At 39.4% G+C, this 14,188-nt stretch carries 15 protein-coding genes; 1 reads left to right on the top strand and 14 read right to left on the bottom strand.

The window, feature by feature from the left end; all coding sequences use genetic code 11:
* Window positions 1-26: 26 nt before the first annotated feature.
* The 14 genes from nuoF to M2408_RS04000 all read right to left on the bottom strand — a co-directional run bounded on the left by nuoF (window position 27) and on the right by M2408_RS04000 (window position 12,601).
* Window positions 27-1,382 (bottom strand): NADH-quinone oxidoreductase subunit NuoF, encoded by a 1,356-nt coding sequence (gene nuoF, locus M2408_RS04065; RefSeq protein WP_259179517.1) that lies wholly within the window; start codon window positions 1,380-1,382, stop codon window positions 27-29.
* 1 nt (window position 1,383) lies between these two features.
* Window positions 1,384-1,905 carry an NAD(P)H-dependent oxidoreductase subunit E gene (gene nuoE / locus M2408_RS04060; protein WP_259179513.1) on the bottom strand — a complete coding sequence of 174 codons (522 nt, stop codon included), beginning with the start codon at window positions 1,903-1,905 and terminating at the stop codon, window positions 1,384-1,386.
* Complete coding sequence (locus tag M2408_RS04055; RefSeq protein WP_259179511.1) at window positions 1,898-3,133, bottom strand: NADH-quinone oxidoreductase subunit D; 1,236 nt, start codon at window positions 3,131-3,133, stop codon at window positions 1,898-1,900. Before M2408_RS04055 ends, nuoE begins: the two co-directional genes overlap by 8 nt.
* Window positions 3,134-3,143: 10 nt before the next feature.
* Entirely contained in the window at window positions 3,144-3,638 is a 495-nt protein-coding gene (locus M2408_RS04050) for an NADH-quinone oxidoreductase subunit C (protein WP_259179508.1), read from the bottom strand.
* Window positions 3,639-3,641: 3 nt separating this feature from the next.
* Window positions 3,642-4,193 (bottom strand): NADH-quinone oxidoreductase subunit B, encoded by a 552-nt coding sequence (locus tag M2408_RS04045; protein WP_077437314.1) that lies wholly within the window; start codon window positions 4,191-4,193, stop codon window positions 3,642-3,644.
* A 61-nt stretch (window positions 4,194-4,254) separates the two neighbouring features.
* Entirely contained in the window at window positions 4,255-4,629 is a 375-nt protein-coding gene (locus M2408_RS04040) for an NADH-quinone oxidoreductase subunit A (RefSeq protein ID WP_120260480.1), read from the bottom strand.
* 119 nt (window positions 4,630-4,748) lie between these two features.
* Window positions 4,749-6,557 (bottom strand): lipopolysaccharide assembly protein LapB, encoded by a 1,809-nt coding sequence (locus tag M2408_RS04035; RefSeq protein WP_259179503.1) that lies wholly within the window; start codon window positions 6,555-6,557, stop codon window positions 4,749-4,751.
* A 25-nt stretch (window positions 6,558-6,582) separates the two neighbouring features.
* The gene (locus M2408_RS04030; protein ID WP_259179501.1) at window positions 6,583-7,509 is read right to left on the bottom strand and encodes a PstS family phosphate ABC transporter substrate-binding protein; all 927 of its coding nucleotides are present in this window, start codon (window positions 7,507-7,509) and stop codon (window positions 6,583-6,585) included.
* Between the two features lie 330 nt (window positions 7,510-7,839).
* Entirely contained in the window at window positions 7,840-8,730 is an 891-nt protein-coding gene (locus tag M2408_RS04025) for an energy transducer TonB (RefSeq protein ID WP_120260484.1), read from the bottom strand.
* A gap of 33 nt (window positions 8,731-8,763) precedes the next feature.
* The gene (locus M2408_RS04020; RefSeq protein WP_120260485.1) at window positions 8,764-9,321 is read right to left on the bottom strand and encodes a biopolymer transporter ExbD; all 558 of its coding nucleotides are present in this window, start codon (window positions 9,319-9,321) and stop codon (window positions 8,764-8,766) included.
* A gap of 24 nt (window positions 9,322-9,345) precedes the next feature.
* Window positions 9,346-10,008: a biopolymer transporter ExbD gene (locus M2408_RS04015; protein WP_120260486.1), complete on the bottom strand. Its 663-nt coding sequence runs from the start codon at window positions 10,006-10,008 to the stop codon at window positions 9,346-9,348.
* Window positions 10,009-10,109: 101 nt separating this feature from the next.
* Complete coding sequence (locus M2408_RS04010) at window positions 10,110-10,934, bottom strand: MotA/TolQ/ExbB proton channel family protein (protein ID WP_120260487.1); 825 nt, start codon at window positions 10,932-10,934, stop codon at window positions 10,110-10,112.
* A 432-nt stretch (window positions 10,935-11,366) separates the two neighbouring features.
* Window positions 11,367-11,717, bottom strand: coding sequence for a translation initiation factor (locus M2408_RS04005; RefSeq protein ID WP_259179496.1), 351 nt, complete (start codon window positions 11,715-11,717; stop codon window positions 11,367-11,369).
* Window positions 11,718-11,722: 5 nt separating this feature from the next.
* Window positions 11,723-12,601 carry a diacylglycerol kinase family protein gene (locus M2408_RS04000; RefSeq protein WP_259179493.1) on the bottom strand — a complete coding sequence of 293 codons (879 nt, stop codon included), beginning with the start codon at window positions 12,599-12,601 and terminating at the stop codon, window positions 11,723-11,725.
* 308 nt (window positions 12,602-12,909) lie between these two features.
* Here M2408_RS04000 and metK point away from each other — a divergent pair, with 308 nt between their 5' ends.
* A complete protein-coding gene (gene metK, locus M2408_RS03995; RefSeq protein WP_259179492.1) occupies window positions 12,910-14,163 on the top strand; it encodes a methionine adenosyltransferase in 1,254 nt (417 codons plus the stop codon).
* Window positions 14,164-14,188 lie beyond the last annotated feature (25 nt).

Genomic DNA, 14,188 nt, shown 5'->3' with positions numbered 1-14,188 from the left:
TTTATAATTTATCGTTACAGCTTTTATTATGATACAATTGGTTGCAATGGATCTGCGTAATGTGCCAATCCATAATTTCTTGTTTGTGATTCTTCAGGATGTAGTATATGCCATTCAAACTCATCCCGAAAGTGCCTGATCGCAGCAGCTACTGGCCAAGCGGCAGCATCACCCAATGGACAGATTGTATTTCCCTCGATCTTGCGCTGTACATCCCAAAGCAAGTCAATATCGGACATCGATCCATGCCCACTTTCAATTTTATGCAACACTTTTTCCATCCATCCGGTTCCCTCACGACATGGCGAACATTGCCCACAACTTTCATGATGATAGAACCGAGCAAAATTCCAAGTGTTGCGGACCACGCATTGATCCTCATCAAATACGATAAAACCACCCGAGCCAAGCATTGTTCCTGTTTGAAAGCCCCCATCAGACAACGACTCATAAGTCATCAAACGACTGTTTCCTGCGGCCGTTTTCAGGATAAGGTTTGCTGGAAGAATCGGTACCGAAGAACCTCCGGCCACAACAGCTTTCATCCGTTTTCCGTTAGCTATACCACCACAGTATTCATCCGAATAGATAAATTCTTCTACCGGTAGCCCCAGTTCAATTTCATATACCCCAGGTTTAACGATATTACCACTGGCCGAAATCAATTTAGTCCCTGTACTACGCTCGACACCGATCTTTGCGTACTCTTCTCCGCCCAAGTTAATAATGGGAACGGTTGCCGCAATAGACTCTACGTTATTTACTACAGTCGGACAGTTATATAATCCTGCTATAGCAGGGAACGGTGGTTTAATACGCGGATTCCCGCGCTTCCCTTCCAAAGATTCCAACAAAGCGGTCTCTTCCCCACAGATATATGCACCACCACCCGGTTGGACATATATCTCCAGATCATAGCCTGAACCCAATATATTTTTACCTAAAAACCCCTTCTCCTTTGCTTCAGCAATAGCACGTTCCAAGATTCTGATCTGTGGCATCATTTCCCCTCTCACATAGATGTATGAAGTATGTGCACCCAACGCAAAACTGGCAACAATCATCCCTTCAATCAACGCATGTGGGATATAAGTCATTAAATAGCGATCCTTAAATGTACCCGGTTCAGACTCATCAGCATTACAAACCAAATAACGTGGCACCCCTTCCGGCTTGGCCAAAAAAGACCATTTCATTCCCGTAGGGAATCCAGCGCCACCTCTTCCACGTAATCCAGATTTTTTCACTTCCTCGACCACATCCTCAGGAGACATCGTTTTTATTGCCTTCTCAACAGCAGCATACCCTCCTTTTTGACGATATACTTCAAAGGTATTAATGCCAGGAACATCGATATGTGTCAGCAAAAGTTTACGTGCCATATTATTCCGTTTTAGCTTTTAAATTATCAATCAATTCATCCACCTTGTCTTCATTCAAATTCTCATAGAATGTATACTCAGGACCAATTTGTAGAACCGGACCAAAACCACAGGCAGCCAGACATTCAACACCACGCCAGGAGAAAAGCCCATCTGCTGTTACCTGCCCCTCTTTTACCCCAAGTTTCTGTTCCAAATGTGTCATAATTCGTTCCGCCCCAACTAAGCAACAAGGACCAGTACGACAGATCTCCAGCACGTATTTACCTTTAGGCTCCAACAAAAACATCGTATAGAAAGTTGCAACCTCATAGACCTCAATAGGTAAAATATGGAGATAAACAGCCACCTGATCCATTGCATCGGCGCTAAGCCAACCAAATTCTGCTTGGACCAAATGCAAAATAGGCAATAGACCAGATTTTTGCTTCCCTTCCGGATAACGGCTCACTACTTCTCCAAACTTGGCCAATAGTTCTGGGGAAAACGTTACATTTTCATTATGTTGTTTTACACTAAGCATCTAATTCTCCTGCTATAACGTTAAGACTACTCATATTTAAAATCGCATCGGATATTAGCATTCCCGCACTCATAGGGGCAAACATCTGATAATTGACGAAAGAAGGCCGTCTAAAATGAAGACGATAAGGCGAGCGGCCACCATCGTGAATCAAATAAAATCCCAATTCGCCATTTGCACCCTCTACCGCATAATAGACTTCAGCTTTAGGTGTATCTACTTCCCCCATAACGATTTTAAAGTGATATATCAGTGCTTCCATATTGGTATAAACCTGCTCTTTTGGGGGCAGATAAAAATCGGGCACTTCCGCATGAAACACACCTTTGGGCTCTTTCTCGATTTTTTCCAGGGCTTGTTCAATGATGCGAAGTGATTGCCACATTTCCTCATTTCTGACCATAAATCGGTCATATACATCTCCTGTTGCTCCAACAGGCACATCAAAATCAAACTCCTCATACGAACAGTAGGGGTTTTGTACCCGCACATCATAGTCTACACCTGTTGCTCTTAGAATAGGTCCGGACCAACCATAATCCAATGCCTCCTCTGGAGTAACAGCAGCAACACCCGATGTTCGTTCAATAAAGATTCTGTTTCGCACAAACATCTCCTCAAATTCTCTCAGTACGGACGGATAGCGTTTTAGAAATTCACGAATTTTCTCAAAAGCAACTGTATTAAAGTCGCGCTCAAATCCACCGATACGCCCAATATTTGTTGTCAGGCGTGCTCCACAGATTTCTTCGAAGATCTCATAGATAAATTCGCGTTCTTGCATTACGTATAAGAATCCAGAAAAGGCTCCAGTATCAACACCCAAAATTCCATTACAAATGATATGATCAGCTATACGTGCTAGCTCCATCACAATAACACGCATATATTGTACACGCTTCGGGATTTCAATATTTAACAGTTTTTCAACTGTCATATGCCAGCCCATATTATTGATAGGCGCCGAACAATAATTTAAGCGATCCGTCAACGGAGTGATCTGATAAAAAGGCCTGTGTTCAGCAATTTTCTCAAAAGCACGATGAATATAGCCAATGGTGGAAACACCACTTACGATACGCTCCCCATCTATCTGCACTACATTCTGGAATACACCATGTGTAGCTGGGTGGGTAGGGCCAATATTCAGGGTGATTAGCTCATCCTGTGGATCGTTATCATCGAAAACGGGTTGATTAGGTGTTATCTTGCTTATAAACTCGCTCATATCATATAAATTAACGGCCGAAATACAAATCTTTTTTATCTACTCGATTTGGATCTTCCAAAGGATATTCTTTTCGCATTGGAAACACCTCCATATCGTCAACGTTCAGAATTCTTCTTAAATCCGGATGACCTATAAAGTTCACCCCAAAAAAATCAAATGTCTCACGTTCCATCCAATTTGCACCCTTCCAAACAACTGTTGCTGTCGGAATTTCGGGATTTGGACCGTACAAAAACACTTTTACGCGTATACGGATATTGTGGATCAAACTATGAATATGGTATACAACAGCAAATTCTTTCTCCAGATGAGGATAGTGCACAGCAGTAATATCAGTTAAATGAATAAACTGCAATTCCCTATCTGTCTTTAGAAAACTCAGCACATCGATTATATCATCCCCATTTACAAGGATAGTTAGTAAATCATGTGCATCTGGAATTTCTACAATCTTGTCAGGAAAATTTCCCTGGAGTTTCTCCAATAAAAAACTGTTCTCCATCCTCTATTTATTAGTATGTATACCGTATTTTTCTAATAGTGCCTTATATTCTGGTGTGTTTCGCCTATTTAACGATTCATTTTTTACAATATCCTGCAAACGCAATACACCATCCAAAATTGCTTCTGGACGCGGAGGACAACCGGGCACATAAACGTCCACGGGAATCACCTCATCTATCCCTTGCAATACAGAATAGGTGTCGAAGATCCCGCCGCTAGAAGCACAGGCCCCCACAGCGATCACCCAACGTGGCTCTGCCATTTGCACATAGACCTGCCTCAAGACAGGAGCCATCTTCTTTGCAATAGTTCCCATGACCAACAACATATCCGCCTGACGCGGAGAAAAACTTGGTCGTTCTGCACCGAATCTAGCCAAATCGTAGGTAGAACCCATAGTAGCCATAAATTCGATACCACAACAGGATGTCGCAAAAGGCAAGGGCCACAATGAATTTGCGCGCGCCAATCCGATCGCTTTATCCAAGCTTGTCGCAAAGAAACCTGCGCCTTCTACTCCCGGAGGAGCTTCTGCCAATTTTATATCACTCATGAAAAGACGATTTATAAGGTTTAAGTACAATCGGCCATTACAGCCAATGTTGCAGGACAATTTAGTCCCAGTTTAATGCTTTTTTCTTAATGACATAGATAAAGCCCAACAAGAGCATTCCCATGAAAATAAACATCTCGATCAAGCCTTGAAAGCCCATTTCTCTGAAGTTGACAGCCCATGGATACATGAAAATAACCTCAACATCAAAAATGACAAACAAGATTGCTACCAAAAAATATTTAATTGAAAAAGGCTGCCTAGCGTTCCCTATGACTTCAATACCGGATTCAAATGCTCCGAGCTTATTTTCCGTCCTGACCTTAGGCCCTATAAGATGTGTAATAATTATGGTACCTACTCCGAATCCTACCGCTACGATAAGCTGTATGAATATAGGTAAGTAGTCTATCGGCATACTATTGGCGTGCTCCATCTCAATCAAAATTTATATTGGTAACTGTCTTTAAATATAGAGATTCCAAGACTAAAATCAAAACAAAAAAGGCGCAGATAGTGATATCTGCGCCTAATTTAGAATGATTTTAGTTAAGCTTATTTGATAGCATCCAAATATGCTTTCGCTCCTTCATTGGTCGGATCGATCTCCAATACTTTCTGCAAATTTTGCTTTGCTTTTGGCATATCTTGCTTCATATAATGGTAAAGACCAATATAGGTATACGCATCAACTAAATAGCTTTTGTTTTTTTCTTGCGTACCACGTTGGTTGATCGTATCAATCAATTTTTGAAACATCGGTACGAAATCACCTTTTGGACTTTCCAAATTATCAGCAGTTAATGCGGAGAAAGCTTTATAATAAAGGGCATTGATCAAATATTTATCTTGCGCTTCTTTATTATCAGTTGTCTCAATCACCGTTAAGAACCCAATCGCCTTATTCAGTGTTGCAATTGCTTTATCTTTTTGTGCTTGATCAACAATTGCGCCTTCATCATTTTTACTAGCCGCTTCCTCTTTAGATCCTATTTGGAAATAAGCTTCACCTGCATAGTAGTTAGCATCGTATAAGTAGGTTGGATTGTCTTTATATTGCCCAACTAACTCAAATAGAGAAGCTGCAGTTTGTAGTTCTTGCTCTTGATACTTAGCAAATGCCAATTCAGCAACCTCACCCAATAACTCCTTATCACCATCAATTGCTTTTTTGATATCTGCAATTCCTTTTTGGATATTAGCCGTATTTTCAGGAGTCAAAATAGGAGCAGCAACCGTCGCAGTGCTATCCGCACCAGCCGCTGGGGCTGCAGGTTTCGGACTATTAGCAGCAATCTGAGCCATACCCAAATACATATAATCCAAAGGAATCACACGGTCTTTCTCCATCTTGCTGAACATTTGATTCAAATACTCCAATGCTTTCGAATAATCCTTCGTTTTTTGGAAAGCGATATATCCCAAATAACGATAGATCTTAGGATCAACTGATGGATTCTTTGCTAATTCCTCTGAAACAGTCTTTAGCTCATCATATTGACGTGAGTAAACCAAGAAATCGGCATAACGAATTTTTGCTTCCAATGTATTATCACCAGCTGCCTCCAAATATTTCTTATATTGGGCAACACCTTTCTTGTTTAACTCAAGGTATTTCTCATCCGTAGTTCCAGGCATTCTTGACCATTGGTAGTATGTTTCAGCTAACTCACGGTAAGTTGGCGCGTAAGCGGGAGTTTCGGCTGCGATAGCTTCCAATTGTGTTACAGCTTCGTCGTAAGCTTGCGCTCCACGAACGATAATTGCCTGACCAACTTTTGCTTTAACGGAGTTTTGATCAATATCCATCGCATCACCATAGCTGGTATACGCCAATGAACCTTCTCTCAAGCCACGATACGCATCACCCAAAGCTAAAGGAATCGCAATATCTTTTGTATTTTTTGCTTTCGCTTGTGTCAAATATTCTAAAGCTTTCGCATAATCTGGCTCCGGCGTTTCAATATATGCACGACCGATTTCCAATAATGGCTCGTAATCTTTTTTACCTAATTTTGCTGTTGCCAAAGCAAACTTGGATTCAGCGCCAGCTTTATCTTTTTTCAATAAGTCAACATAACCCAAACCTACATTGTTGATAGTCGCTTTTGGATCAGCAGTCAAACCTTGGTTGAAAATCGCAGCGGCAGAGTCCGCTCTGTCGTTTACCAAATAAACTTGACCCAAATAGAAATAATTATCTCCATTCTTAGGTTGCTTAGTCACTAATTGTTGAAGAATAGTTTTCGCTTTACCATAGTTTTCAGCCTCGATAGCTGCTCTAGCATCTTTCAAACTTTGTGCACTTACTGTGCCCACAGATCCAGCCAATAAAAGACTAAATAATAATTTACTGTTTGTCATAATCTATTTTTGTACTATTTATTATCTATTTAATATAACTCTCATCTCTAATAATGATCTCGCGCCCCGGCATTGTCACAGGGACTAACCCTGCTTTTAATACGATCCGTTGCCCGCGATCTCCTGTCAAAAAAGCACTAAAGCCCAAGCCTAGTCCCATGTTCGGTTGGTAATTCATGATGTAAACCGGTCTGATGAACGGATACACTCCGTCGGCTATGGTTGACTGTGATGGCTTATAAAAATGTGCCTTGTCTGCCCCCGCACTAACATTTTCGATGCTCAATGTACGAATTTTATCCAATAATTGCGAATTTTTTTCAACCGCTTTCAAGTACCAATTATAACCGATAACCCCCACTGCATTAGCATTTTCACTAATATACTTCATCACATCCTCACTATCTCTCATCGCTGAAACAGCCTTCGGATCAATCTTATCTATTTTAAAGTTGTCCTTCAAAAAGCGTAAGGTACTTGAATTAGCATTGTCAAAAATCAAACGTTGACCACTTAAGTTACCCTCCAACAAAGACTTAACGTTATTTTGGGACATTATAGTATCAGTACTGCTACGATTATTAATTAATACTACGGCATCGGAAGCCATCTGGAATATTTTAGGCTGAATCCCCCGCTTCTTAAAATAGTCATCTTCTTGGCTATTTAATTTCCTAGTTAATACAATCACATAGGCTGAGTCTGACAATAAAGCATTAACAGCTTTGATCTCTGGTCTGGCCATAATTTCAAGACTGGAATTCGGATAGGAACTTTCAAACACATCCGCAGATTCCTTAATGATCGGCAGTAATGTCTGATCAACCAACACGGGCAATTTACCAGTTAGAATATCCTCGCTCCCTTTATTACTTTTTGCTCGATCTTTGCAGGACAGCAACAATCCAACACTAAGGCTAAACATCACAAGAATTACACTATATTTTCTCATACGATACATCATATAATAAGACAATTAAAATAAAAGAATAGTTTAATTTTTGAAGAGAGTTTAATGAAATTTAAAAAGACCGCTAGCAGCTAATTAAAATTGTTTTGCCAAAGTCGGACAAACCGCATAAAAGAATAAAGGATCAGTACGACACCGAAGACTGTTTTGTAAGCTGAATTAATTTCAATGGGAAAATTGTCCCAAAAAATAATCAGCAGGCCCAAAACAAAATAAAAACCAAACATAAATAGTCCCAAAATAGACAGAAACCGCTTTAAAGGCGATTTCTGTCTATAATTAGAATTATTATTCGAATTAAAATCTGTCATTCTATTGTGTCTGAAGATTCAAACGAATTGGTAAGGTGTAAGCTACACGAACTGGACGACCATTTTGAATACCTGGTTTCCATTTTTTAGCTTTCTTCAACAACTTAACAGCTGCATCTCCTGTACCATATTTCAAATCGCGTTTTACACTGATATCCGTCAAACTACCATCTCTTTCAACGACAAAGGAAACTTCAACCACACCATTAACTCCACTTTCCTGTGCCGCTTGCGGATAATCATAGTTCGTAGAAACCCATTTCATAAACGCTGGCATGCCCCCAATTGGTTCAGGGTTAACCTCTACTGCAGTAAAGATTTTGTCTCCATTTGGATCTCCATTTGGATCTCCTTTTGAAACACCAGTGATTCCACCATCTTGTTTCTTGGAACCAAACTCACCACGTGCTACCGAAGTACCTGTTGGACTACCTTTCAAAGTAATACGTGCAGGAGTTTTATTTGGATCCTTCAACTCTTCCTGCGAAGCAACTTCTTCTACAACTTTATTTGCAGGAGCTACTTTTGGCTCAGGAAAACGAATCAAATCTTCTTTCGGCACATCCATTGCCACTTGCTGAGGTTTCTCTTCCGGTTCTTGTGGAAGTGGCTCCTCTTCTGGTGGTTCTGGTGGTTTGATCTCTTCAAGGTCTTCCAAGGTAACTTCTGTTACCGCTGGAGGTGCTTCAACAGGTTTCTTTGGAAAAAGCTTATTTCCATAAACACTAAGGAGACTGGCTATGACCACGATGCCGATAACGACAACAAGTCCTCTATTGGTCGCTTTAGGGGCAAGTTTACGCAGCTCATACGCTCCGTATTCCTTGTTACGTCCCTGAAAAACGACCTCAAGCCATTCTTTCTTAAAAATATCTAATTTTGACCCTATCATATTTTTATACTTTATCGTGCTATCTAATAATGATTAATCATTGTAGATATTATCACGTTTTAAAACCTCCACTTCTTCTGGACTGATTTTAGCAATCATGTAACGTTTGATATCCACGATTTTCATTTCGTCAAGAATATCAACTAGGTTACGTTGCGTGCTTTTATCACTCGGTCTAATGATAACGATCAAATCCTTGCCGCCAGCAACGCGTGGTACATAGGCTTTTTTCTCCATCAATACCTTGCGAATACCATCAGCTCCGAAACCAACTGTAGTTGGTCCTTCGATAGGATTTTTTACTTGTCCGTAAATCACAGAGACTTTGTTATCAGATCCCAATAAAACTGTCAATGAACGGTTATCAGCTGTCAATAAATCTGGCTGAGGCTCATCCTTAACTTTATTTTTATCTGGCATCGCCACGTCCATCGCTTGTGGTTTATTTAAAGATGTGGTTAACATGAAAAAGGTAATCAATAGGAAGGCCAAATCCACCATGGCTGTAAGGTCGACCTTACCACCATTCTTCTTGGACCGTACTTTCCCGCCTTTGCCTTTTTTACCACTATCCTGATTTAATTCTGCCATTTTTTGTTCTTATTAAATCGTCAATTATTTTTCCTCAGCACGCATGCCAGTGATGAAACTAAATTTATTTTGCTTTTGATTACGCAATGTTTCAATCACCTGGTTTACAGAAGGATATTTCTCGTTTGCATCAGCTTTGATCGCAATTTTCAAAGGTCCGGGGTGAACAAAGTTCTTATCCGAAGACTCTTTTTCTTTATTTACTTCCTCAGCAGCTAAACGTGCATTTTGAACCCAGTAATACAACTCATTCGAGGTGTTCTCTGTACTATCAATTGGAATACCAGTCTGTACACCTTTTTCAGTACGCTTGCTACCATCCAAAGCCAACAATCCTTTCAACTTAGACATTGGTACACCGAAGTTTTCCATCAGTTTGAAATGATCATAGTCTTCTTGTGAAAAGCCAATGCCATATTTTGCTGACATTCTTTCTAATGCTTTTACGCGAACTTGCTGATCTGTCGTTCCGAAGAAAACTTTTCCACCATCACCGATCGTAATCATACCCACATTAGAGTCAGGTAATTTATCTTTCGTAGTTGATGCTGGGGTATCCACCGTCAATGCTTCCGGTTGGCGCGCTGTCGCCGTTAATACGAAGAACGTAAGCAGCAAGAACGATACGTCACACATCGCTGTCATGTCGATTGACGTACTGGCTCTTTTTACTTTTGCTTTACCCATTTTAAATTCTTCTTTTTAAATTAAAAACTCAATCTTCTATCCTATGATGCTTTAGATTTTTGATTTCCATAAAATAAAATCAAAAATTTTCATCATAGTTCTTATTTGTGGTTTGCAGCGTATGTTTGTACGATTGAGAAACCAGCTTCGTCGATAGAGTAAGTTAATTTATCGATTTTTGCAGTAAAGATGTTATACAATACGATAGCGAATGTAGAAGTCGCGATACCTGTTGCTGTATTGATCAAGGCCTCAGAGATACCGTTCGCTAATTTAGCTGAATCTGGAGCGCCACCGGTTGCCAATGCCGAGAAGGCTTTGATCATACCTGTTACTGTACCTAATAGACCACATAATGTACCGATAGAAACTAATGTTGCGATTACGTTTAAGTTTTTCTCTAACATTGGCATTTCTAATGCTGTAGTTTCTTCGATTTCTTTTTGAATTGCAATAGCCGCTTTTTCAGTGTTTACTTCAGGGTCTGCTGATACTGCTTTGTATTTCAATAAACCAGCTTTTACTACGTTTGCAACTGAACCTTTTTGTTTGTCACACTCAGCGATAGCTGAATCGATGTTTCCACCATTAATCAAAGATTGGATTTTTCTAACAAAGTTTCCAACGTTTCCCGTACCAGAAGCTTTGTTAATAACGATAAAACGTTCTACGGAGAAAACCCATACCATCAAGAATAAACCAAGCAAAACAGGTACGATAGCCCCAGCGTGGTAAACCATTCCTAAATAGTTACCAGGGTTAGGAGCATTTTCAGGATTGTTATCAACGAAGTTAGTTGGATTACCCATTACAAATTTCCATAAACAGAAACCAACGATGAAACAGATGATGATTGCAGCTTGAGCGAAGAAAGATCCTCCGTTGTTGCTTTCTTGTTTTGCAGCAGTTTTAGGTGCGTTTGCCATTTTTCTAATTTTTAGTTTTTTACTGTTGTTTAAATATATAATGTTGTTTAAATTATATGCACTCTTATTCGCTTTCGAAATCAATTTTGCAAAGCAAATTTAATATTTAATGTCAAATTTAAAATATTCATCTCAAATATATAAAAAAAATCAAATTTGTTTTTTCAAACTGAACACACCATTCATAGTGTTATTTTTCTCAGCAGTTCCCGTTATATAATCCTTATTACCATGGGCTAAATCGCTTATTAGCAATAATTATTTTACAATGAAAACCATTTTTTTTTTGATATGCAAGAAAAACGAGGATTTTAAGCGACAAAAAGTAAGTGATTACTCATGTTTTTCATCCCTTTCTCATCTCCTTTTTATATCATATTTATCTAATAAACAATTCATTAGATTTACTACTATTAGCACAGATATAGTTGTTTAACCACCAACCAATTTCACGCGATACCCTTCTTTAAGTAACAACTCATAGATCTTTTGCTTAAATTCACCTTGGATCACAATCTCCCCATCTTTAACCGTCCCCCCTACTCCACACTTCTGCTTCAATAATTTACCCAAGGCTTCCAGGTCCTCTATTTGTCCCACAAATCCAGTGATTAAGGTAACAACTTTACCTTTCCGCATTTTGCGATCGAGTTGTACTTTAAGGTTTTGCTGATTCACTGGTAATGTCTCCAATTCCTGAAAAGAATCAGCAAGTTGATAGTTATAACTGTCATCTGTTGAATATACAACGCCTTCGTAAGACTGTTTCTTATTTTTACTCATGATTTTTAACAAATAATTTTTATCGCTCTTGGCATGATGGAAATATTAAGCTTATCACCAAGCTCAATTGGTTCACCATCTACATGTACTGGTGAAATAGAGTCTACTTCAATTTCAATATTCCTTCCCGGTATAATCTCCACATAGCTTGACTGGTCAGCAGATTTATTAAACAAATGAAAAATCATCTTAGGCAAGATATATAAAGGGAACTTATGTACAATACAAACATCGAGTATACCATCATTAACTGAAGCCTGGGGTGCTATATATGCATTATTTCCGTACTGAGGTGAATTGGCCACACTAATCATAAAGGCCTGCCTTTCATACACCTGGCCATCTATCGTTAATTTATAGTGAGCTGGTTGATATTTGCTTAGCACATTAAAAACAGATTTCATATACCCCAAAGGGCCACGGATATTTTCGTTAGCGAAATTCTCACTTACTGACGCATCGAACCCCAGTCCCGCAATATTAAAAAAACGACGGTCATTAATGACACCACAATCGACTTCAATGGATTCAAAACGATTTATACGGCGGATAGCTGCAGCCTCATTCATCGGAATACCTAAATAAAGTGCCAGACCATTACCTGAGCCCTCAGGAATAATACCCAAAGGTATGCCTGAGCCAACCAAAGCAGATCCCAATTCATTGATCGTCCCATCTCCCCCAACAGCGATTACCGCATCATACCCATCCTGAATAGCCTTTAATCCAATTTCGTAGGCATGATTGGGTCTCGCTGTTTGCTGAAATGTAGGATCAAATTTCTGCAAATCCAGCACATCCAATACCTGCTTTTTAAAGGACGTTTTACGTTTTCCTCCTGAAATAGGGTTAATAACAAACAATATTTGTTTACGTTCTGACATATCCAAAGATAGCGGAAATTACCAATTTCTTAAAATAATGTAATCTTTATACCGTTTTAGCATCGCTTTCTACGCTTTTTAAAATTAAAAGACAAATTTGATTTTAAATATCCCACAAAGTATCGTAGCTTTGTCGCAACAAAAAAATAGAATGTGGACTGATTTGCGTGCTGTTGCATACACAAAGCAACGACAAGGAGATTGCAACCACAGTAAAAAAGTGCTAAAAACCCTTCGCTATCACGGCTCTTATCACTTTGCTGTTATTTCATTTCTAGCGCAAATCCAATATTAAAATTACGTAAGGCATGGCTTATTTATTTACGTCAGAATCTGTTTCTGAAGGGCATCCGGACAAAGTTGCGGATCAAATTTCAGATGCATTAATCGACAATTTTTTAGCATGGGATGAAGACTCACGTGTTGCTATTGAGACTTTGGTAACGACTGGACAGGTTGTTCTCGCTGGTGAGGTTAAATCAAACATCTACTTAGATGTACAGAAAATAGCGCGCTCTGTTATCCAAAAAATTGGTTACACCAAGTCTGAATATATGTTTGAAGCAAATTCTTGTGGTGTGTTATCTGCAATCCATGAGCAATCTGCAGATATCAATCAGGGTGTAGACCGCAAAACAAGACAAGAGCAGGGAGCTGGAGATCAAGGTATCATGTTTGGCTATGCAAATAATGAAACCGAAAACTTTATGCCTTTAGCATTAGACCTTTCCCATCGTCTTTTATATGAACTAGCTGAATTACGTAGAGAAAACAATGAAATACAGTACCTACGACCAGATGCAAAGTCACAAGTGACATTGGAATATAGCGATGACCATAAACCAAAAAGGATTGATACCATCGTAATTTCGACACAACATGATGACTTCGACAGTGAGCCTGTCATGTTAGATAAGATCACACAGGATATAAAAACAATTTTAATTCCACGTGTTAAAGCACAATTGAAACCAGAACTTCAGTTGTTATTTAATGATGAAATTAAATTCCATATCAACCCAACCGGAAAATTTGTTATCGGCGGCCCACACGGAGATACAGGGCTTACCGGCCGTAAGATCATCGTAGATACTTATGGAGGTAAGGGTGCACATGGCGGTGGGGCTTTCTCTGGAAAAGATCCATCGAAAGTAGATCGTTCAGCAGCTTATGCAACCCGTCACATAGCCAAAAACTTGGTTGCTGCGGGTGTGGCGGACGAACTCCTCGTTCAGATATCCTATGCAATTGGTGTAAAAGATCCTATGGGAATTTATGTAAATACCTATGGCACAAGCAAAGTAAACCTGACAGATGGCCAGATTGCTGATAAAATAACCCAATTGTTTGATATGACTCCTTATGGCATTGAAACTCGTCTTGGTCTTAGAAACCCGATCTACTCTGAGACCGCTGCTTATGGCCACATGGGAAGAACACCAAGAAAAGTAATCAAAGAATTCGAAAGTTCTACTGGAGAAAAGAAACAAATCGAAGTGGAGTTATTCACTTGGGAGAAGCTAGATTACATCGATAAGGTGAAAGAAGAGTTTGGTCTATAAAAGACTGACCTACCAAAATAACAAA

The sequence above is a fragment of the Sphingobacterium sp. BIGb0165 genome (assembly GCF_024810095.1).
In the GTDB taxonomy this organism is placed as follows: Bacteria; Bacteroidota; Bacteroidia; order Sphingobacteriales; family Sphingobacteriaceae; genus Sphingobacterium; species Sphingobacterium detergens.
The sequence above is the reverse complement of the archived record's forward strand: the minus strand, read 5'-3'. Positions and strand labels throughout refer to the sequence as shown.